Source organism: Thermoflavimicrobium dichotomicum, assembly GCF_900114055.1.
Lineage (GTDB): Bacteria > Bacillota > Bacilli > Thermoactinomycetales > Thermoactinomycetaceae > Thermoflavimicrobium > Thermoflavimicrobium dichotomicum.
Genome location: NZ_FORR01000004.1, coordinates 156,392 through 178,486 on the forward strand (window position 1 = coordinate 156,392; position 22,095 = coordinate 178,486).

At 42.3% G+C, this 22,095-nt stretch carries 19 protein-coding genes and 1 other annotated feature; of the genes, 3 read left to right on the plus strand and 16 right to left on the minus strand.

What is annotated here, in order from left to right:
- Window positions 1-165 precede the first annotated feature (165 nt).
- The 9 genes from hrcA to gpr all read right to left on the minus strand — a co-directional run bounded on the left by hrcA (window position 166) and on the right by gpr (window position 10,824).
- Complete coding sequence (gene hrcA / locus BMZ78_RS06495; RefSeq protein ID WP_093228940.1) at window positions 166-1,197, minus strand: heat-inducible transcriptional repressor HrcA; 1,032 nt, start codon at window positions 1,195-1,197, stop codon at window positions 166-168.
- A gap of 88 nt (window positions 1,198-1,285) precedes the next feature.
- The gene (gene hemW, locus BMZ78_RS06500) at window positions 1,286-2,425 is read right to left on the minus strand and encodes a radical SAM family heme chaperone HemW (protein WP_093228942.1); all 1,140 of its coding nucleotides are present in this window, start codon (window positions 2,423-2,425) and stop codon (window positions 1,286-1,288) included.
- Between the two features lie 357 nt (window positions 2,426-2,782).
- Entirely contained in the window at window positions 2,783-4,600 is a 1,818-nt protein-coding gene (gene lepA / locus BMZ78_RS06505) for a translation elongation factor 4 (RefSeq protein ID WP_093228944.1), read from the minus strand.
- Between the two features lie 227 nt (window positions 4,601-4,827).
- Window positions 4,828-5,460: a nitroreductase family protein gene (locus tag BMZ78_RS06510; RefSeq protein WP_093228945.1), complete on the minus strand. Its 633-nt coding sequence runs from the start codon at window positions 5,458-5,460 to the stop codon at window positions 4,828-4,830.
- Between the two features lie 36 nt (window positions 5,461-5,496).
- Window positions 5,497-6,660: an iron-containing alcohol dehydrogenase gene (locus BMZ78_RS06515; protein ID WP_093228947.1), complete on the minus strand. Its 1,164-nt coding sequence runs from the start codon at window positions 6,658-6,660 to the stop codon at window positions 5,497-5,499.
- Window positions 6,661-6,681: 21 nt separating this feature from the next.
- Complete coding sequence (locus BMZ78_RS06520) at window positions 6,682-7,701, minus strand: NADP-dependent oxidoreductase (protein ID WP_093228948.1); 1,020 nt, start codon at window positions 7,699-7,701, stop codon at window positions 6,682-6,684.
- A 166-nt stretch (window positions 7,702-7,867) separates the two neighbouring features.
- Window positions 7,868-8,215: a DUF3679 domain-containing protein gene (locus tag BMZ78_RS06525; protein WP_139203279.1), complete on the minus strand. Its 348-nt coding sequence runs from the start codon at window positions 8,213-8,215 to the stop codon at window positions 7,868-7,870.
- 20 nt (window positions 8,216-8,235) lie between these two features.
- Window positions 8,236-9,369, minus strand: a complete 1,134-nt coding sequence (locus BMZ78_RS06530) for a stage II sporulation protein P (protein WP_093228952.1) — start codon at window positions 9,367-9,369, stop codon at window positions 8,236-8,238.
- A gap of 348 nt (window positions 9,370-9,717) precedes the next feature.
- Window positions 9,718-10,824: a GPR endopeptidase gene (gpr, locus tag BMZ78_RS06535; protein WP_425263917.1), complete on the minus strand. Its 1,107-nt coding sequence runs from the start codon at window positions 10,822-10,824 to the stop codon at window positions 9,718-9,720.
- 165 nt (window positions 10,825-10,989) lie between these two features.
- On the opposite strand from gpr, the gene rpsT reads away from it, so the two are divergent.
- Window positions 10,990-11,256 carry a 30S ribosomal protein S20 gene (gene rpsT / locus BMZ78_RS06540; protein WP_093228953.1) on the plus strand — a complete coding sequence of 89 codons (267 nt, stop codon included), beginning with the start codon at window positions 10,990-10,992 and terminating at the stop codon, window positions 11,254-11,256.
- Between the two features lie 416 nt (window positions 11,257-11,672).
- Here the strand turns inward: rpsT and BMZ78_RS06545 are convergent, their stop codons facing one another.
- From BMZ78_RS06545 to trpS, 3 genes are all read right to left on the minus strand, one after another.
- Window positions 11,673-12,248: a TetR/AcrR family transcriptional regulator gene (locus BMZ78_RS06545; RefSeq protein ID WP_175482334.1), complete on the minus strand. Its 576-nt coding sequence runs from the start codon at window positions 12,246-12,248 to the stop codon at window positions 11,673-11,675.
- A gap of 144 nt (window positions 12,249-12,392) precedes the next feature.
- The gene (locus tag BMZ78_RS06550) at window positions 12,393-13,538 is read right to left on the minus strand and encodes a YhgE/Pip domain-containing protein (RefSeq protein WP_093228956.1); all 1,146 of its coding nucleotides are present in this window, start codon (window positions 13,536-13,538) and stop codon (window positions 12,393-12,395) included.
- A 153-nt stretch (window positions 13,539-13,691) separates the two neighbouring features.
- A complete protein-coding gene (gene trpS / locus BMZ78_RS06555) occupies window positions 13,692-14,678 on the minus strand; it encodes a tryptophan--tRNA ligase (protein WP_093229025.1) in 987 nt (328 codons plus the stop codon).
- A gap of 42 nt (window positions 14,679-14,720) precedes the next feature.
- Window positions 14,721-14,943 (minus strand) — a binding site (T-box leader).
- A gap of 205 nt (window positions 14,944-15,148) precedes the next feature.
- Here trpS and BMZ78_RS06560 point away from each other — a divergent pair.
- Window positions 15,149-15,652 carry a CcdC family protein gene (locus BMZ78_RS06560; RefSeq protein ID WP_093228958.1) on the plus strand — a complete coding sequence of 168 codons (504 nt, stop codon included), beginning with the start codon at window positions 15,149-15,151 and terminating at the stop codon, window positions 15,650-15,652.
- Window positions 15,653-15,711: 59 nt separating this feature from the next.
- Here the strand turns inward: BMZ78_RS06560 and BMZ78_RS06565 are convergent, their stop codons facing one another.
- The gene (locus tag BMZ78_RS06565; RefSeq protein WP_093228959.1) at window positions 15,712-16,203 is read right to left on the minus strand and encodes a 2-thiouracil desulfurase family protein; all 492 of its coding nucleotides are present in this window, start codon (window positions 16,201-16,203) and stop codon (window positions 15,712-15,714) included.
- A gap of 138 nt (window positions 16,204-16,341) precedes the next feature.
- Between BMZ78_RS06565 and BMZ78_RS06570 the strand changes: the two genes are divergently transcribed.
- A complete protein-coding gene (locus BMZ78_RS06570) occupies window positions 16,342-17,661 on the plus strand; it encodes a phytoene desaturase family protein (RefSeq protein WP_139203280.1) in 1,320 nt (439 codons plus the stop codon).
- A gap of 49 nt (window positions 17,662-17,710) precedes the next feature.
- Here the strand turns inward: BMZ78_RS06570 and BMZ78_RS06575 are convergent, their stop codons facing one another.
- The 3 genes from BMZ78_RS06575 to BMZ78_RS06585 all read right to left on the minus strand — a co-directional run bounded on the left by BMZ78_RS06575 (window position 17,711) and on the right by BMZ78_RS06585 (window position 21,835).
- Window positions 17,711-18,286, minus strand: coding sequence for a hypothetical protein (locus tag BMZ78_RS06575; protein ID WP_093228962.1), 576 nt, complete (start codon window positions 18,284-18,286; stop codon window positions 17,711-17,713).
- A 22-nt stretch (window positions 18,287-18,308) separates the two neighbouring features.
- Window positions 18,309-19,334, minus strand: coding sequence for a DNA polymerase III subunit delta (gene holA / locus BMZ78_RS06580; RefSeq protein WP_175482335.1), 1,026 nt, complete (start codon window positions 19,332-19,334; stop codon window positions 18,309-18,311).
- Between the two features lie 86 nt (window positions 19,335-19,420).
- Window positions 19,421-21,835: a DNA internalization-related competence protein ComEC/Rec2 gene (locus BMZ78_RS06585; protein ID WP_175482336.1), complete on the minus strand. Its 2,415-nt coding sequence runs from the start codon at window positions 21,833-21,835 to the stop codon at window positions 19,421-19,423.
- Window positions 21,836-22,095 lie beyond the last annotated feature (260 nt).

Sequence of the window (22,095 nt, forward strand, 5' to 3'; positions counted from 1 at the left end):
GGCCGGATGTTTCACTTCCATGTGATCCATTACGAAGATTTGCTGCCCATCCTTTATCGCCTGACTTTTTCACTATTCTTCTTCATCTCGTTAAGTATATAGGGATAGGGGTTCTAACCGACTTTCGAACCCCTGAGTAAACAACCACACAACAAACTCAATCTTTTACTTACCTTCATACATGGAATTCAGTTGTTTGGAAAAGATTTGGGAGAGGATGTCAATCAGGCTAATCACCTTTCGATAATTCATTCGTGTAGGTCCTAAAACACCAATCGTTCCAACCGGCTCACCATCTATCATATATGATGCAGTAATAATACTGCAATGATTGACTTCTTCAATATGAATTTCGTCACCAATTCGTACCTGTATACCATTTGTACTTGGTTCAAGCAATTGGATGATTCGATCATCCTCTTCCAAAAAGTCCAACAACATCTTCATTTTTTCTACATCTTGGAACTCTGGCTGTTCCAACATCTTGGTCGTTCCACTCGTATAAATACGCTCCTCTGATTGGATATGCAAAATCTGATCCAACAGTTCTAACGTATTTTCGTAATGATCGATGTGCCGTTTCAACTCACTTGTCAGTTCGCGCGCCACAAATGTTTTTAACTTTGACAATGGCACACCCTTCAAGCGATCATTTAACAAGTTGACCAATCTCTCAATCGTGGAGAACGAAACATTTTCCGGAATGGTAATTCGTTGTTGTTGGACATGTCCTCGATCTGTCACCGCAATGGAAACGGCTGAACGATCTGACAACGGAACGACCTGCAAATGCTTCAGCTTATCTATAAAAACCCGCGGTCCCAAGCAAATCGTCATATAATTGGTCAATTGCGACAGTATATTGGAAGTATGTTGAATCGCTTGTTCAACATGGTCAATCTTTTGTGAAAACATTTGGTGAATGGCCATAATATCTTTCGGTGTCCATTTTTGTGGTGTCAGCAAATGATCCACATAGAAGCGGTACCCTTTTTGTGAGGGGATCCGTCCGGCAGATGTATGCGGTTGCTCCAAATAGCCCATTTCTTCCAGGTCAGCCATTTCATTGCGCACAGTTGCAGCACTAAAGCCAACTCCTTCTTTCTTGGAAACGGTGCGCGAACCCACTGGTTCAGCTGACACGATGTAATCATCAATCACCGCCCAGAGAATACGCTTTTGCCGCTCTGTTAACATCTGCCTCCCTCCCTTGTTAGCACTCACACAAAACGAGTGCTAAAATACTATATTTAAATTATCAAACGGCGGTATTGATGTCAATTGCTCATATAAGAAAAGAAGCAAATACTTCGTTTCCATAAATCAACCCTTTTTCTGTCAGAGCAATCCGATCATCTTGAACCGTTAACATCCCCTGCTCTACCAACCGCTCAATCACTGAGCCATATACTTCTTCTATACGTTTATGATACAACGAATAAAAACGTGTGCAACTCACTCCTTTCAACATTCGCAATCCTAAAATCATAAAGTTTTCCATCTCTTCCTGGGCATTCACTTCATGTCGCTCCAATACAGGTCGCTTACCATGTTGAACTTGATGGATATACTCTTTGACTCCTTTTACATTTGCATGTCTCACTTTATTCATATAACCATGGGCACCGGCTCCTAGTCCATAATACTCTTCATTCAGCCAATAAATGGAGTTATGTCTGCTTTCCTTTCCAGGTTTAGAAAAATTACTTATTTCATATTGAATATACCCATATCTCGGTAAATTTGAACGAATCCACTGATACATAGCCAGCTCTTCTTCCTCTGGAGGCAGTGGCAATTCATTGCGCTCATACAAATGATGAAACAATGTTCCTTCCTCGATTTTCAAGCTATAACAGGAAAAATGATCGGGTTCCAATTTAAGTGCTTCAATCAATGTTTTCTGGACATCCTGTAAAGTTTGATGGGGTAATCCAAACATCAGATCCAGCGAGATATTGTCAAAGCCTACACTTCTTGCCTGTTCGACGCTGCGATAAATATCTTCAACTCCATGAATGCGTCCAATTTTCTGGAGTAAATCGGGACGAAATGTTTGTGCGCCAAAGCTGATTCGATTGACGCCACCTGCCTGCATCACTTCCAACAATTCTTCTCCGGTTGTCCCCGGATTTGCTTCAATGGTAAACTCCCATTCATTTGACCAATGCGGAAAATAAGTACGGATGCTGAGGAGTAATCGTTCCATCTGCTGTGGATTTAAAACAGTGGGTGTACCTCCGCCTATAAACACCGTTTCAATCTCACCTGGCGGAACTTCAGCTACTGTCAATTCCATTTCGCGCTCCAAAGCAGCAAGATAATCTTCAACAGGCTGACCATCTACTACATAAGCTGTGAAATCGCAATAATGGCATTTGTTCGTGCAAAAAGGAATATGAATATAAACGGCTTTCGGTGCCAATACATTTCCCCCCAACTTTTTTAAAAAGCCATGAGTGAAAGTCACTCATGGCCGAGCTTGTTGACAAAGACTTGATTTCAATGTCGGGGTTCCTATTCCTCAGGAATCCCTGCCATGCCAATATCCTCAATCCATAAAAGCCCCTAGAGTTACAGATCAATGCAGTACCAGCTCCGTTTTTCCGACAGCGCCCTGCAAGGAAGCATTTCAGGGTCGCTTCGAGACGGAAGCTTAAGAAGCGGGCAAAACATGCTGCCGCTTAAATGGATATTGCCCGCGTTTTTAATCTTTCGCTTTCCGTCTCTCCGCTGGGTATGGTTCGTTAGTCACTCGCTCGGAAAAACTGAATTTTTTTGTTTACTTGTTGTCGTCCACTTGCAATACAGCCATAAATGCTTCTTGTGGTACGTCTACACTGCCGATGCTTTTCATGCGCTTTTTACCTTCTTTTTGTTTCTCCAACAGCTTCCGTTTACGACTGACATCCCCACCATAACATTTGGCCAATACATTTTTACGGATAGCTTTAATGGTCTCCCGAGCAATGATTTTATTGCCAATGGCAGCTTGTACAGGCACTTCAAACATCTGTCTGGGGATCAATTTCTTCAATTTCTCCACCAAAGCCCGTCCACGATGATAAGCCCGGTCTCGATGCACAATAAAGGATAAGGCATCGACTACTTCGCCGTTCAGCAATATATCCATCTTTACCAGATTGGATGGCTTGTAACCAATCAATTCGTAGTCCAGTGATGCATATCCCTTTGTGCCCGATTTTAATTGGTCAAAGAAATCATAGACGATCTCTGCCAAAGGAAGCTCGTAGATCAGATTGACACGGTTGGTATCAATGTACTTCATGTCCACATACTGTCCCCGTTTGCTTTGGCACAACTCCATAACCGTACCCACATAATCATTGGGTACCATAATACTGGCTCGAACATACGGCTCTTCAACATGGTCAATCTTTTGGGGAGGCGGCATCAAGGTAGGATTTTCTATATCCAATACAGATCCATCGGTCTGATATACTTTATACACAACACTTGGGGCTGTAGTAATTAACTGAATGCCAAACTCCCGCTCGATCCGTTCCTGAATGATTTCCATATGCAACAGTCCCAAAAATCCACAGCGGAAACCGAAGCCGAGCGCTGATGACGTCTCTGGCTCATAGGTCAACGAAGCGTCATTGAGCTCCAGCTTTTCCAAGGCTTCACGCAGATCATCATATTCGGATGAATCGACCGGATACATCCCACAATAAACCATCGGTGTAATCTTGCGATATCCTGGCAGGGGCTCTGTAGCTGGATTATTTGCATCAGTAATGGTATCCCCAACACGTGTATCTTTTACATTTTTGATACCCGCAACAATGAAACCAACTTCGCCTACAGACAATTCATCCATCAGTACCGGATGAGGTGTAAACGCTCCTACTTCAGTCACTTCAAATGTTTTGCCTGTGGACATCATTTTAATTTTCATGCCTTTTTTAACCGTTCCCTCTACCACACGCATATAGACGATAACACCTTTATACGAATCATAATAGGAGTCGAAAATCAGTGCACGCAGAGGGGCATCTGGATCACCGGATGGAGCTGGAACTTTCTCTACCACTTGCTCCAAAATTTCTTCGATTCCAATCCCTGCTTTAGCTGAAGCCAAAACAGCCTCGCTGGCATCCAGCCCGATCACATCTTCAATTTCCTGTTTTACGCGCTCTGGTTCGGCACTGGGCAAGTCGATTTTATTAATGACCGGAATGATTTCCAGATCGCTTTCCAAAGCCAGATAAACGTTTGCCAGTGTCTGTGCTTCCACTCCTTGTGCCGCATCCACCACGAGCAAAGCTCCTTCACACGCTTGCAAACTGCGTGAAACTTCATAAGAGAAGTCAACATGACCTGGGGTATCGATCAGATTCAAAATATATTCCTGCCCATCTTTCGCTTTATATTTCAAACGAACAGATTGCAACTTGATCGTAATTCCACGTTCTTTTTCCAATTCCATTTTATCCAGATATTGATCCGTCATTTCCCTTTCCGATAGAGCCCCGGTATATTCCAAAATCCGGTCAGCCAAAGTGGATTTTCCATGGTCAATATGGGCAATAATCGAAAAGTTACGGATCATTTTTAGTTTTTCACGTCTATCCATCCAAGATTCCTCCCGAACATAAAAAGCAAGGCTGCATTGCTTAATTATATCAAGCCCAAGGAATCCCTTCAATGTACCTGACCGCATTTGTCATAACGAAAAACGTTGGCGACTTCGGCGATCCCAAATTTTGATCCCTTCCCATGAAAAAAGCCCCTGAATCGTTCCTCACCGGGAAAAGAACGACTCAGGAGCTCAGCCTTATTCTCGGTTACATTTCATCTTGCTTAAAAAGAATTCCAAACAGTTACATCTTCTACTGGAAAACGAACCGTTGGATGAGCCGGTTTGGCTGCTTTACCAACAGAAATGAGCATCACTGGCAAGTAACGATCTGGAATCTTGAAAGCTTCTACCAACTTGTCAGGATCAAAACCACCCATCGCACAAGTATCATATCCTTTTGCTTTGGCCGCTAACATGAGCTGCATAGAAGCGAGTGAGGCATTTAGAATTGCCGCGTCTCGAGCCATATATGGTTTGGTTTCATAGGCTTGGGCAATCTGTTCAACCATGATCTTTTTTACTTCTTCCTTCATGTATCCTGCTTTTATTGCTGCATCATAAACGGGCTCAGCATTTTTGTAAGCTTCCAAATCCCCTAACACAGCAATGACTGCAGATGCCTGTACTACCTGCTCTTGATGATAGGCAATGGGCAAGAGTTTTTCTTTCTTTTCACGATCGTTGATAACCAAAAATTTCCAATGTTGAAGATTCCACGAAGATGGGGCTTTTGTCGCGATCTCGATGATCTCTTCCAGCTCTTCTTTGGAAAGTTGAACCGTAGGATCATATTTTCTTACAGAATGCCGCTCATTGACCACAGTCATAAAATCAGCAGATACATCGACTTTCATTTTTTTCCTCCTCACCATGATTTTTATCTTCATTCATTACAAGGACATCCGATAAATTCCTACTACATCCTCACGATTTAATTTTTTAAAACGGCCAAACTCCCCATTCGCCATCGCTTTATCAGCCATTAGTTCGATTCCTGATTCATCAATGTCATAATCAGCAAGACGACTGGGTGCACCCAGCGAAGTCCAAAAATCACGTAATGCTTGGATTCCTTCTTCTGCTACCTGGCGATCGGATTTGCCGTTTGGATCAATATCAAATACACGAACGGACAATTGCTTAAAACGATCGACATTTTCATCCAGGCAATATTTCATCCAGTTTGGAAAGAGTATCGCCAATCCGCCACCATGCGGAATATCATAAACAGCTGATACGGCATGCTCAATATTATGGGTGGCCCAGTCTCCGCGTATTCCCATCGACAAAAGGCCATTTAATGCCATAGTTCCACAGTACATGATCGTTTCACGATATGCATAGTTTTGCAGATCGAGGATCAGTTTTGGAGCTGTTTCAATCACGGTTCTCAAAATGGATTCGCAAAACCGGTCCTGTACAGGGGCATTTTTGTCATGGTGAAAATATTGTTCAAATACATGTGACATGATATCAACAATGCCATACACGGTATGTTCTTTGGGAACGGTCATCGTATGAGCAGGATCCAAAATCGAAAATTTCGGCATGACAAGCGGACTGCCCCAACCGTATTTTTCTTTGGTTTCCCAGTTGGTAATCACCGAACCGCCATTCATCTCTGATCCGGTCGCAGCAAGGGTAAGGACTGTACCTAGTGGCAGTGCATCCGTTGCCTGCACTTTTTTGGTAATAATATCCCAAACATCGCCATTATATTTTGCACCGACTGCAATCGCTTTGGTGCAATCGATCACACTTCCTCCACCTACGGCAAGAAGAAAGTCAATGTTTTCTTTTCGGCACAGTTCAATTCCTTTATAAACCGTTGTCAGACGCGGATTCGGTTCAACTCCGGCAAGCTCAACCACATAGGCTCCGATTTCCTCCAAGTACTTGATCACTTGGTCATAAATGCCATTTCGTTTGATACTTCCTCCGCCATAAACCAATAAGACCTTCTTCCCATAAGTCGGCACTTCTTCTTTCAGTTTGACCAACTGTCCCTGCCCGAAAATCAATTTGGTTGGATTCTGGTACTCAAAGGATTGCATGAAATCACCCACTACTGTTGTTTAACCTAAACGATCTGCTACTTTTACCAATTGCTTACCCACATTTTCTCCTTTAAATAATCCGATAAAAGCTTTTGGTGTATTTTCAAAACCCTCTATAATATTCTCGGTATATTTGATTTTGCCAGTTCGTACCCACTCGGCCAATTGGGTCAATCCTTCTTTAAACCGTGGTTTGTAATCACTCACAATAAATCCTTTCATCAAAGCCCGGTTGATCAATAGTTGGGTTTGTATCCGAGGCCCCAGATCCGGCTTTTCCAAATTATATAGAGCAATTTGGCCACAAATCGGAATGCGAGCTCCCTGATTAATGAGGGTCAGAACAGCATCTGAAATCTCTCCACCTACATTATCAAAATAAATATCGACTCCATTTGGACAAGCTTCTTTTAAATCAGCACGAATATCTTTGGTGGTTTTGTAATTAATCGCTGCATCAAAACCTAACTCCTGAGTCAGGTACTGAACCTTTTGATCAGAGCCGGCAATCCCCACAACACGGCATCCCTTGATCTTCGCAATCTGTCCCGCCACCATTCCGACAGCGCCTGCAGCTCCTGAAACCACCACAGTTTCACCGGCTTTGGGCTGTCCAATATCCAATAAACCAAAATAAGCAGTTAAACCTGGCATCCCGAGTACGCCCAGTGCAAGGCTAGCAGGAGCGAGATGAGGACTTACTTTGGTCAAATGTTTTGCTTTGGCTACATTATATTTACGCCAACCCAATTCTCCCAGCACGACATCGCCTTTCGCAATCCCTTCTGCTTTGGAGCGAACAACCTCGCCCACAATTCCACCCGTAATCACTTCATTCAAGCGATAGGGAGCAATATACGATTTTCGCTCTGTCATGCGCCCTCTCATATATGGGTCAACGGACAGATACAGTGTACGAACAAGTACCTCTCCCTCTCGTGGCTCTGGAATCGGTACTTCTACAAATTGAAAATCCTCTTCTCTCGGCATTCCCTTCGGACGGCTGATTAACCGAATTTCTTGATTGTTCTCTAACATGGAGCCGCTCCTTTCATATGGAACGAATCGTTAATGTGGAACGATTATAAGTATATCATAAGATCTTCATCTGGAGTAAAAGTGAATGTATTTCACCCCATTCACCTCCATAAAGAAAAAAAACCTGGCACATTTTCTTACAAAGTGCCAGGCTAACAGACTGGTTTTATCGAAACCACCCAAAAACAAAATCAAACAAACTTCGCATCATGATCCGCAATCCAGATCCAATCGTGTTTCCCACCTGGGACAACCAACTGCTTTTCGCTTCCACCACTTTTTTCACTTCAGCCACTTTCTCCTGATTTACCTGCTTGATTGGATTTTCTGTTTGTACGACTTCACCCAAAACAGCGATTTCCACTTTTCCATTTACTGGCGTTACCTGAATGGCTTTTGGCGCCCCTTCAATCCCCTGGATTTTCTGCATATTTTTTTCCGCTACATTTATACCGAATGCAATACCTAAAATAAAAACAACGATTAAACTCCCCATCTTGATTGGCCAACTCAATTTTCACCACGCCTATTTCCTTATTTGGTTGAAACGGGAATTGCTTGTAGAAGTTTCTCCCCTAAAACCTCCGCCAATACCTCAATGGATCGAAATCCTTCTTCAAAGGTATTGTCGACTCCACCTACTTCTACGAGCATACTGTTTGGAGATAATGACTGATTATACTCTCCATTGTTTCCATTCGCTCTTTTTTTAGTAACCACCCCTCTCGACAATCCCGGATATCGTTGATTGATTTTGTTATGCATTTCTCGGGCCAATTGCCGATTTTTTTCAAAATTTTTACTTGCTTCTCCTACAACAAATGCTAATCGCGCATAAGTCTTACCCTCTATTTCGATCGTGGTCTGTTTACGACGCCGTGAATCACGGTGTATATCAATCAAATAAGTAATATCCTTATATTTCTTCATCATATTAACAGCCATTACACGTGAATGTTGATAGGAACCAACCCAGCCTGTTTTCGGTACTCGATCCATCGTAACTGCACCAATTCCCATTTGGTTCAAGCGATTGGCCATCCGCTTCCCTATTTGCATGACATTTTTCTGCAAACTGCTCGCCAGTCGCGGATCTTTCTCATTAATTTCAGGCAAGTATGATTCCCAAAAGTGAGTATGATAAATCAGTATTTTTTTCCTGGACGGTCCCGATATCTCTTCCCTCTGTCTCTCCCATTCAGCATCTGCCACTCCACGAATAATTTCTTCTTCCAGTTGCGGTGGTGGAGGAGATTCGATCGGAATCGACGAAAAATCAACATCTGCACTTGCCACATCGATTTCTGTATCAAACAAGGTAAACAATGGAAGTTCTCTGCCTAAAAAAGTTCTCGGATCACGTGGATTAATACTGGTGGTGATTTCAAAAAACAGACGGGAAAAAAGATGATCATGATTCACCAAATCTTTTTGTTCCCGAAGATATGGAAGAGTTTGACTGATCAACATCAACAATGTTTTCGTTTGAATCTGTGACGTTACCTTACCAAAGCTTGAAGAACGTATGCTTGTCTTCGCTTGAAACATGGCAAATGCCCCGACAAAGGCAAATATCAATGCGGTAGCCAGTAAAAGAAACACAAATACTTTACGCGTTTGCGGCTTGGATAGGTGAAAAGTATTTATTCCACGAAATTGATTCCGCATCGCCTTCCTCCTCTATCAATCTTTAATCTTACATTATGAGGAGGTTAAGAGAGTTAGAACCTGAATATCAGAAGAATCAGCTTCTACTTCCGCCAACTTTGAACGAATAAAATATTGCTTTTCCAGTCAAACGACTTATACAGGAGTGAAACGGAAAACTGAAATATAAGGAAAACTAGCCCATAAACTGAAAATTCCAATTTTTATCTCGAGACTTTTTCTTCTTCTTTTTCATTTGATAGATTTGTTTGACTTGGCGTCGATCTTGACTCTATAAAGGTCAAGATCCGGGCGGAAAATGGAAATGGGAAGGGATCTCACAGTGACCTCCTTCCGTCAAAAACAGGATTAATGTAAATGGGATGTCGCATTTTCAAGCGTTACCGCTTCATGTAAAGCGCAGTTGATCCCATTGGCCACCAGTTTCGCTATATCTGCGATAAATGCGTCTACTTCCTTTGGTGTTACAATCAGATTTTGTCCTAAAGGCATGAGTACTTCATGGATCAATTGGCGCTTCTCATCCTCACTCAAAGCTCCGATCATTCCCAACATCCGATTCTTCGTTTCATCGGGCACTTGTAGTTGAGTCAATTCTCTCACTGTCGCCCGGTTATATGGATCCAAAGGATTTGAGCGAATTCCTTGCATTTCGCGACTGAGATGAGCCAAAACGAAATTGATCGTATCCAGAGCGATGGTGGCCGCATCAACAACGGTCGGAACTCCTATCGCTATTATTGGAACACCAAGTGTTTCTTTGGTGAGCGCTTTTCGTTTGTTACCAACGCCTGATCCTGGATGAATTCCTGTATCGGCAACCTGAATGGTGGTATTTACTCGCGACAACGACCGAGAAGCCAATGAGTCAAAAGCAATGACAAAATCCGGTTGCGTTTTCTCGACCACTCCCCGAACAATCTCACTCGTTTCAATCCCTGTAATCCCCAGCACTCCTGGAGAAATGGCACTAACCGATCGGTATCCCTCTGCAACTTCATCAGGAGCCAATTGAAATAAATGTCGGGTCACCATTGAGTGTTGAATAACAAGCGGCCCCAGTGCATCCGCTGTTACATTCCAATTTCCAAGCCCAACCAATAAGCAAGTATCATCAGGCTTAATTCCCACTTCCTCCAAAAAACAGGAAAACTGTTCCGCAAAATGCTGGGCAACCCGATGTTGTAGCATCGAATCTTTCGAACGTAGGCCTGGGATCTCCAGTGTCAGGTATGTACCCGGAACTTTCCCCATTTCTTGCGCTCCCGCCTCATCTTCGATCCAAATCCAACTGGTCGTGATTCCATTCTCTTCTTTTTCACTCATGCGAACACCTGGAATATGCGTCTCATCGCCATGTCGCTCTTTCGCCAATTCATGTGCTTCCCGCGCCAAGTCAGTCCGAATGGAAAAGCGGCCAAAATCAAGCGGACCTTTCTTTGCTTCCAATCCCACAACCGTTCGCTCCTTTCATTGATTGCTGGTTATATTTTTGCTTGAATGCAAACTGATTATTCTCTAGCAGTATTCTCTCGAGTCTTATTGCTTTTTCACATACTCCATGTTAAAATGAAGCATGTTGCACATGGGATACGTATCAGATCCGCTGGAGGTGAAAGCATGGCAAACATTAAATCCGCTATCAAGCGCGCGAAAACCAACGAAAAACGTCGCGCTCATCGTGCTTCCCAAAAATCGGCTATGCGTACAGCTGTAAAAAAATTCTTGATGGCAGTGGAAGCACAAGATAAAGAAAAAGCTGCGGAATTATTAAAAGTAGCAACTCGTACTCTGGATAAAGCAGTAACCAAAGGCTTAATCCATAAAAACGCTGCTGCTCGTAAAAAATCCCGTTTGACCAAAAAATTCCAAGCATTAAATGCCTAACAAAAAACGACCCGCCCTATGGGTCGCTTTTATATTCTTGCGAGTGAGAAAACCCCTTTAGCTTCAGCTATGGGAATGAGAGCTAGCACCGGACGAGGGAGGGCAATTAGCCCTCTCACAAATCCTGTATGTTTTCAGAAAAGTATTTACAACCAAATGTTCTACCGTTAAAATACAGTCAGTTGCTCCTTGACAAGTGGATAGCATATAGGGTTGTGCAAGCCAATCACCTTGCACGTAAAATGCTATGTGTATGGACTGGCTAGACTGAAAAGCGAAAACCAAGCCAGTAGGCCTAGCCTGTGACGTAGCAACTCAAACTGTTTAACCGTGGGGCCCACGGGGTTAGCTTGGTCAACTTCCTGTCAGTGGACGGGATTACCCAAGAATTCCCTGCGTTTACGCATGGAGAGTGGTCATTTTTTCACCAATAGCCCATCAAATATAAATTGGAGGGTAGCTTCTATCATTTCCTCTACAGATAGATCATATTGAAGAGGATATGGACCTCTCCTTAATGTATAGCGCGGAAACAATAAAACAGCCATGATCATGTGAAAAGCATACTCAACAGAGCTGAACTGAAACTTTCCCTCCTCTTTTCCTTGAACAAGGATCTTTTTTAACACCTCCCAAGTTGGCATCGTATATTGTAAAAGCTTCTCACTCCGCGGAGTTCCCATCGCAAATTCACTCATCAAGATATCGCCGATCTCCATAAAATGAACCCGCCGCTCAATTAAAATTCTCACAAACTCCCTGAGTCCCTCAATGGGGTCGGTGTACTGAATATCAAATGCATGAAAATATTCGTCAAACACGGCATAAAACAGCTTCTCTTTGCCACCAAAATAATAAGAAACCAGTGCAATATTGGCTCCTGCCTCTTCACATATCTGTCTGATACTTGTTCCTTCATATCCTTGTTTGGCAAATAACTTTTTAGCTGCTTGAAGAATTTTCTCCCTCATCTCACCCGTTGATTTTCCCATGATTTTCTCCCTTTCCAAAATGAAAACAAAAAGACACCTCATTGCATAAACAATTCGGTGCCCATCCCGAAAGCGTTTACTTCCTATTATTGTAACAACAAGATGCCAATTTTCACAAGGTTAATTTCTTATATTATTCAAGTTTTAAGAGGCTTCTTCCAAACTTCGCTTTTTTTCAACCGCCTCTTTTCTCAGGAAACCAACGCACAAGATAATAAGAAGAAATGCACAGCCTAAAATCATGAGCATGGATCGAATCTCATCAGAAACAGATCTTCCTCCAAACAGTAGATTCATGGCTCCATCCACCGCATAGGTAGCAGGCAGGTATTCACTGATTGCTTGATAAAAAGGAGATAACATTTCCCTGGGCACCATCGAACCCGAAGTCGCCAGCTGCAGGGATAGTAATGCAATGTTTACAAACATGCCTGCTTCTTGTAGAAGATAAAGGAACGCTTGTGCTACCCCCAGGAAGGTCAAAATCATCATCATCTGAAACATCCATAAGGAAAAGAACCCTGTTTCTGCCCCGGAAAATTCCATAATCAGACTGGATCCGACCAAAGAAACAAGGAAGGAAGCAATTACATTGATTGCCACTCGTGCTAAAAAGTCTGCCCACTTGCTTACCTGACCTGTCATTGTTTTCGAAGATTGATGGAGCTGCAGACTTAACAGCATCGATCCTACATAAGAAGCCAAAACAAGCATCATCGGCGTCATTTGTTTGGCAAGGTTATCGACTGGATGAATCCGATGAACTTTTCCTGTGACAGGCCCCACCAGCCCGGAAGCCATTTTTTTCGCTTGAGGTCCAGGGACATTCGCTTTGGCCAATGCTGTTTCAACTGCTTGTTGTGCCAATTGCTCATTGACCATGGCGGTTATCTTCGTTGATACATTTTGCATTACATTTTTAACCATCATGGAATTGGATTCATTGATCAAATATTCCAATTGTGCCCCTGATCCAATCTTCTGACTGAAATGATGTGGAATGAAAATAACAAGCTGTTCTTTTCTTGCTTCCAATTGTCTTTTGGCTTCCTCGAGTGATGAAAAATGGGTAATTTGAAAATCCAATTGCTTGGTCAATTGCTCAGCGATTTTCTTTCCAACCAGTGGATCCTCATTCACAATCCCCACCTTTAGTTGATTGGACCGATCCAAAACACCATCATATGCTGTTAACCACACCACACTAAATATTACCTGAAATAACAAGGCAATAACGAAGCCAATCCATGTAGTTGGCTTTTTCAGATACAACATAAAGGCTTTTTGCACGACTGCTCCTCCTTAATTAAACGTTTATTTAAAACGATCGTTTAATTAAATTGTATATCTATTTCGTATAAAAATCAACAAGGATCCAAATGAAAAACAAAAAAATAAACAACCATGTTTTCAATACATGGTTGTTTCATCGTCAATCCAATCTCAAATCTGTATAATGCCCATGGCTTCCCGCATTTTGCTTAATGTTTGATTCGCCACTTTGCCAGCCCGTTCTGCTCCTTCTTTTAAAACTTCTTCTACATACCCTGAATGGCGCAATTCGTGGAAACGTTCCTGGATGGGGCGTAAAAATTCAATGGTTACTTCAATCAAGTCTTTTTTAAACTGACCATAGCCGACCCCGTCATACTTTTTCTCCAGCTCACTGATAGAAATTCCGCTAAGTGTGCTATAAATGGTGAGCAGGTTGCTAATGCCTGGCTTATTTTCAGGATCAAAGCGAACTTGATTTTCAGAATCCGTCACTGCACGCTTGATTTTCTTTTCGATCAGTTTTGGATCATCCATGATAGAAATATTATTCCATTTGCTTTCCGCACTTTTGCTCATCTTTTTCGTCGGCTCGTCCAGTGCCATAATCCGTGCACCTATTTTGGGAATCAACGGCTCTGGAATGGTAAATACTTCTCCATAATCGCGGTTAAAGCGTTCAGCCAGATCTCTGGTTAATTCCAGGTGCTGTTTCTGATCTTCACCAACCGGTACTTTATTCGCTTGATAAAGCAGAATATCTGCCGCCTGCAGAACAGGATAGGTAAACAGCCCCACTCCCGCTGACTCTGCCGATCCTTTGCTTTTTTCTTTAAATTGAACCATCCGGCTCAGCTCACCCACACGTGCAATGCACTGCAACAGCCATGCTGCTTCTGTGTGAGCTGGTACATGAGACTGTACGAATATGGTTGCTTTTTTCGGATCCAGGCCAATCGCCAAGTAAAGCGCGGCCACATCCAGCGTTTTCTCCTTCAGTTCTTGCGGATCGCGAGGAAGGGTGAGGGCATGCAAATTTACCACACAAAAATAGCAGTCTGCTTCATGTTGCAATTGTACATACTGTCTTAAGGCACCTACATAGTTTCCCAGATGGATCAAACCTGTAGGTTGTGCACCAGATAAGACGCGTTCCATCTTTCTCACTCCCTTGATGATCAAAATAAAAAAACCCATCCCCAAAGGGACGAGTTTTGCTCGCGGTACCACCCTCGTTCATCTGTTTTCTGCAGATGCACTCATGGATAACGGCCCATTACCGGCTATTCCTACTAAGATGATTTTCTCATCCGTTCAGAACGCAGCTCCAAAGTCCATTCACATAAGTCACTGATTGGCTCGCACCACCCGCCAACTCTCTGAACAGCTTCCTTATGCTACTCTTCTTTTTCATCGCCAAACGATATATACTTATAAATATCAAAATGTTACCGATGTCTAGTTTACTTCCCTTATGAGGACTTTATACCAGAATAAGGAAAACGGGATTAAGCAAGAATATATTTGTAAAGAATATTCTCCGCCAATTCACGCAGGTTGTCAAGCATATATTTACAAACGAATAAGTTTATGATAGCGTTTCTGTATACTATAGGAGGGAAACAGTGATGGGACACGCATTTCCAATTAATCCTCATATCATGATTCCGATCGGGATTCTAACAATGGCCGTAACCGTGCTGTTTTTTCGCTTACGAGCAACAAAAAAACCAACTTCAGCCAAAAAAATCCTCATCCCACCACTTGGAATGAGTACAGGATTTCTAATGTTTCTCTATCCTCCAACCCATATCCCGCTTTGGTGGGCTGGCCTTGCTTTTTTAGCTGGTATGGTCTTCCTGTCCACTCCACTGATCAAAACATCACAGTTGGAAATCAAAAACAACCAGGTTTATCTCAAACATTCACGCGCATTCGTCTTGGTACTCGTTGTTTTACTCATTATCCGCTTTTCCTTGCACAACTATATCGAACAACATATTAGCATTTTCCAAACGGCTGCCCTCTTTTTCATACTGGCATTTGGCATGATTTTACCATGGCGTTTAGTCATGTACTATAAATACAGGAAACTCATGAAACAACTACACACCGATATTTCCAGCTCATAAAGGGAACAAACGGCTGAGTAAGAAACAGCCGTTTGTTTTTTGCCAATAAAAGCCTCTTTTCACTGGTTCATACCATCCTTATTTTTCTCTTGTCCCTTCGGCCAACCCGTTTCTTCTGAAAATACCTGAATTCCATGCCGACGAAACAGAGCTGCAGTTACTCCCATCCCTGGTTGCTTTTTTCCCTGAAAAGTTCCATCATAGATATAGCAGGTACCACAGGAGGGGCTCTTTTCCTTCAAAATCGCCTGTTTCGCTCCAACGGTTTGTGCAATCTTCAATGCTTCATATGCGCCACGGATAAAGGCTTCGGTTACATCATTTCCTTGATTATCGATGACCCGCGCTTTTCCATCCAATACATCCTCTCCATTGCCGCCAACGATCTCGGCTGGATTTCGCGGAGTAGAAAGCCCTCCTAACTGCTCTGGACAAATTGGAATCGCCTCACCTTTTTTTACTAGCTCTTGAATGGCTTCGACCAATGAATGTTTTTGATCATAACGGCAATGAATTCCCGCAAAACAGGCACTAACCACTTTTCTCCCCATCTCACTGTTCCCTCCCATTCAATTTGGAAAATTTTACGACAACAATAAAATACTACTAGTTTCTCGTTTCTCTTGTTAAAATATATGTTGGTTTTCATCAGCAAAGGGTATGTCTATTATAGAGGAGTGTGTTTTCAAGTGTCCGAACAAATAGTTGTGGTGGGTGGAGGTCTAGCTGGTCTTTCAGCAGCAGCTCGACTCGCACACAATGGATACCGTGTAACGTTACTGGAGAAGTCACCCAAACTGGGCGGGCGGGCAATCACCATCCCCATGAAAGGATTTAACTTTAACTTTGGTGCCCACGCCATTTATGCACGAGATATTTCTGTATTATCCAAGCTCGAAAAGGAAATCAATTTGAAAGTAGATTGGAAAAACTTTTCACCCAGTAAAGCTTTTTACGATTTGGGTTCATTTACTACCCCAATGCCAACAACACTGGAAGGGATCTATAAAACCAAGATTTTAGATAGAAGCAATAAAATCCGCTTTGGAATCGAAGTCATGAAAACCCTGGTCAATATCGAACGGGGAGAAGAAGGTGTTTTGATCGGAGATTACCTCGAAAAAGAACCTGAACAAGTAAGAGATATGTTTCTAACCCTGGCATCATCCAATTTCTTTACCAATGAACCGGAAAAAATTCCTTCACCTCTCTTCTTCCAATATTATAAGCGGTTCTTTGGAACCATGGCGATGGGTTCTCATCGGAAACGAGCGGTTTCCTACATCGGTGGAGGTTGGCAATCCATTGTAGAAGGCTTTGCCAAAATTATTGAGCAAAATGGCGGAACGATTATTCCAAAAGAAAAAGTCACCAAAGTCATCATGAATGGGGATCAGGTTACTGCCATTCAAGGAAAAGAAACGACCTATGAAGCTGATCAATTTATATTCTGTATTCCTCCCAAAGAGTGTTATAACCTGTTTAGCGAAACACCATACCAACATCTTTTTGAAGAATACAGCAAATACTCACCAACTGTTGTCGTTGTCTACGATATCGGCTTAAGCGAACGCATTCGCAGTCCATTTACTTACGTCTATCAAAAAGGAGAACGGGTATTTATAACAGATATTTCTTATTATGATCCAACCTGTGTACCTGAAGGTGGACAATTGCTTCAAGCCATTGCATATCTCAATGATGAAGAAATCGCTAACAATAAAGCCGATGAAAAAGTGGCAACGATTGAAGCGGTGTATGATAAACACTATCCAGGTTGGCGTGATCGATTGGTAGCTAAACGGGTATCCAAAAAAGCAGTCGTCCAAGAGATCAAATGCATTAATGACCAGCGATTGATGCCAACGAAATTTTACAGCTTGTCGAACGCTTATTTCGCTGGTGATTGGTGCCAAGGCGAAGGACAACTTTCTGAGTTATCCTTTAGTTCCGCCTATGATGTTACCAGTCGTATCATGCAACATCCCATGGAGAAAGAAGCAGAATAAAAAAAATCCCTTGCCTCCTTCATAAATGGAGGCAAGGGATTTTTACATATTATGTCACTAAAGCAACAAAAATCGCGGCAAGAATACTAATGACCAGTACCACACTGGAAAACAAAATGGAAAATACCATTTTTTCATGAGCAAATGCTCTTAATTCTTCCGCTGTTTGCTGATCCATTCGCCGAATATGGAAACGCAGATTCAAATTCCCGGCCAAAATTAGAATAGCCCAAGCCACAATAAAATACCAGATGGGGATCCCACTTATCAAAGGTGTTTGACTGTTTGCCCGAAAAAAGATCTGGATAAATAGGACAAGGCCTACAACCACTGGCAAAATCATATTTGACAAATAATATTTAAACCAGGCTTCACCCAATTTCTCCCGTTCATATTTCACTAATTCTTTCATCTGTGGAAAAATGGTCAGTAAAAAATGAGGACGTTTCGTCAAAAATACAATAACAGATGACAAGATCAAAGAACCACCCAATACGAGAAATACAGCCAAACTGCTAGCCTGGCTTAAAAGCAAACCAAAGAAAAGCACTGTATACACCAGGAAAATGACATTTTGATAAATCCATTGCTTTTTACGCAGCTCTTTCAACCGATTTGCTTCCATGCGTCATCCTCTTCTTTCTATCTTACGCTTCAGATTGAAGAACCCGAAAGAGCAATCGCTCGACTGCCAGATATTTATCTATTTTACCCGTTTTTATCTCCTGATCTGCCTGAATTGCCTGGGATAAAAGAAAGCGCAATCGCTCTTCTGTAAATGCCGCCCCTTGCTTTAAAGCCAATTTGACCGGATAAGGATGTATTTTGAGAAGTGAGACCATCTCTTTTTCTCCTTTACCTTGAGCAGCTAATGTTTTGGTCTGTAACATCAATCGGAATTGGCGAATGATCAGTGCAAGAATACGTACCGGTTCTTCACGCTGGTATAATAAATCATACCATATCCCCAATGCTTCATCGATCTTCCGCTTACTTACACAATCTGTCAATTTAAAAACATCCTGTTCGAGAGTACGCGGGACCAATTCGCTTACAATCTCCTCGGTGACTCTGCCACCCTGCCCCACATAGGTAGCCAGTTTCACACACTCCTGATGCAATAAGCGAAGATCATTTCCGATCAATCGAATCAACAATCGAATGGCTGGTTCATCCATCGTCACTCCCAGTTGTTTGCATCGCTTGTTTAACCACACTTCACATTCTTTTTCCGCCAAACGCGGAAAAGTCACGACTCGGGCTTTTTTTTCCAGTTCTTTGACCACCTTTTTTCGTTTATCCAGTTTATCTGTAGGTGTAATCAAAATGACAACATTTCCTGGCAATGGATCCTTCAGATAGTCTAGCAACACTTCGGGTTGATGTGGCACTTCACTTCGTTTTTTACTTGTAGTTAAAAAATAAGCATTTTTACCGATAATCACTCGCACATTGCCAAAAAAAGCAGGTGTCTCTGCTTCCTGGATGAGTGATTGAATCGGAACTTCTTCCAGATCGATTACCACTTTATTCCAACTATCTTCCTCTTCTCCGATCCATTGTTTCGTCATCCAATCACAGGTTTCTTCAATAAGAAAGGTTTCTTCTCCATAAAAGAAATAAACAGGCTGAATCTGATTCTGCTTGATTTCCTGAAGCAGCTGCCGGTCCATCGCTCTCACCTCAGCTTCTAGTTTACCATTCTTTTTTCCTGTTTCCATTACTCCAAATAGAAAGGACCAACAGCGATCCATTTTTCTTATTTGTTCGAACCCAACATCGATTCCACTTGGTATTGCTCGGGTTTAAAGATAATGGTTATGGCACCATGCTGGTCTGTACGCCAAACACGAATCCGGTGTTCATTTAGTCGTTCCAGCACATGAGGGGATGGATGGCCATAGCGATTTTTCATTCCAACAGAGATGACAGCTTCTCGTGGTTGCAATTCTTTCAGCCAGGCGGTAGTGGTGGAAGTATCACTACCATGATGAGCCACTTTCAAGATGTCAATCGGCGGTAACTTCCATTTCGTCAATATCATCTGTTCTGCCGGAGCTTCCATATCCCCGGTCATTAATACTTGAAATTGGTAAATCGATAGTAAAAACACAACGGAATCATTATTGGTCTGGTTACTTTCCCCAAGAAGTCTGTGCGGATCTGGATGCAAAAACTGCCACCTCATACCGTTTTCGAGCTCCTCGATCTTTCCGGCAGAAGCTGCATAAACAGGAACACCCCTCTTCATCAATTCATCCATGAGTTTCTGTTCAGTCTCTCCATGAGGTAAATGAGGATTTCGAATGACTCTTTTGACGGGAAATCTTTCTACCAATGTTTGAATTCCTCCAATATGATCCAGATCCCCATGTGTAAGAACCAGCTCATCAATCTGTCGGATCCCTCGATAGGTTAAATAGGGAACCAGCACTCTCTTGCCCATATCCAACCGTCTTTGTTTTTTCCTTCCCCTCTCTTCCAGACCGATTTGTCCGCCACCGTCAACGACAATAACCTTTCCTCCTGCTGTTTCAATGACAATGGCATCTCCTTGTCCCACATCCAAAAAAGTAAGACGTGTCTCCTTTGGCCATAAAGGAGAAAAGTAAGCATATCCAATGAGTATAATAAAGCCCGTACTGGCAATCCAGCGATGTACCCGCTGGTAGAATACATCGCCTATCCAGGCGATCCACAAATAAATCGTGATGGTTCCATAAAGGATCAGCCAAAGAACAGAAGGACGAGCCCATGATAAATGTGCCCATGACATGCTTACAAGCCATTCAATCCCTTTTGTAGTAATTGCCAAAATCATGGAAACCACTTGGGCAATCATCGATCCAATTGTACTACTCATCCACTCCACAACAATTCCACCCATCGCCAAAGGGATGATCAAGCCGAAGAAAGGAACGAGCAGTAGATTGGCTAAAAAAGACAGCAATGAAAAGGACGAAAAATAATAAATGATCATGGGAAAAGATACCATATGTGCAATCAACGTCACGGCCAAACTTTGCTTGATCCATTCACTGGATAGCGACATTTTTTCCGCGATTGGCCTGACTCCCATAACCAAAGCAGCTGTAATCAAATAGGTTAATTGAAAACCGACATCAAACAAGTAATAGGGATTCCAGGCACATTGAATGACAAAAGAAAATGCAAGGAAAGAGAGAATATCCTGATAATAGCGAAAAATCATGGCAACAAGAACCATTCCTGTCATGATTGCGGAGCGAATCACGGGTGCCTCTGCACCTGTCAAGCATACATACATCGGCAAAAACAACAAAATACACCCAGCCGCTTTTTCACGGGTGAGACCCAATCTGATGAAAAGAGAATAAAAACATCCGACTATGATTCCAACATGCAAACCCGAAATGGATAAAATATGAGTCAAGCCCAAAAGGGAATAATCTTCTTCCAACTCCGGATCAATGGCCTGTCTTTCACCCAAAAGCATTCCCCGCAGCAATCCAGCATATGGCTCCTCATAGTGATGCTCCAATCGCACGGCCAGTTTTGTTCGCAGTCGATCCAACCATTTTAATGGATGGTTGGATGAAGACTCTATTTTTAATTCGTGGAAACGAACCCCTTTACCCAACCAATGAATGGACTCTTTATGTAAAAAAGCACGATAATCAAAGCCACCTGGATTTCTGGCGGATACAGGCTTTTCCAAAGTCAGGGGTACCATGATATGGGTACCACGCTCAACGGTTCGGAGTTTCTTCTCATCCTCATGGGTGTTCAGATATAACGATACTCTGATGGTCTCTTCCGGTATGGCCCATCTTTTGCTCCCCACCTGAATCTGTTTTACTTTCAAATCAAACGTACTGCGACTCCCCTTCAGGATCGGAACTGTTTTTACCTCACCCTGGACCACGTACAAAACCGAATCTTGTGTGTTTAAAATTGTATCCAGAGTCGATTGATTCCCCTCATCGGCATAAGCATAACGAACAGCTCCAAGTAAAAATCCTAGGCAACCTATTAGCAGGAAATATCCTCTACCTTTACGAAAATAAAACAATAAAATAAAAAGAAAGATGGGCGTCCCCAGTCCCAGATAAAACAAGGAGGACTGATCCAAACCATTAGCCAGCCATATTCCCAAAATCATTCCCAAGCTAAATAAAACCAGTGGACGCTGCATTCCTTCACACCTTTTAGACAAATGATCTTCTCTATTTACTTCGTCCACTTCCATCGATTACCTTTTACAAAAAATGACATAAGTTGTTAAAAAACATTTTTGAAATGATTCAAATCAAAATATATACATATTTGAAAGCAAATAGAGTTGTGTTATCTTATATTTGTATTATTTCTGTTTGTTTCCTTTACAAATAACTAAAAAAATTATGAGAAAGTAAAAAATATCATATGTCTTAGGCCGTTGACAAACCTGGTTTT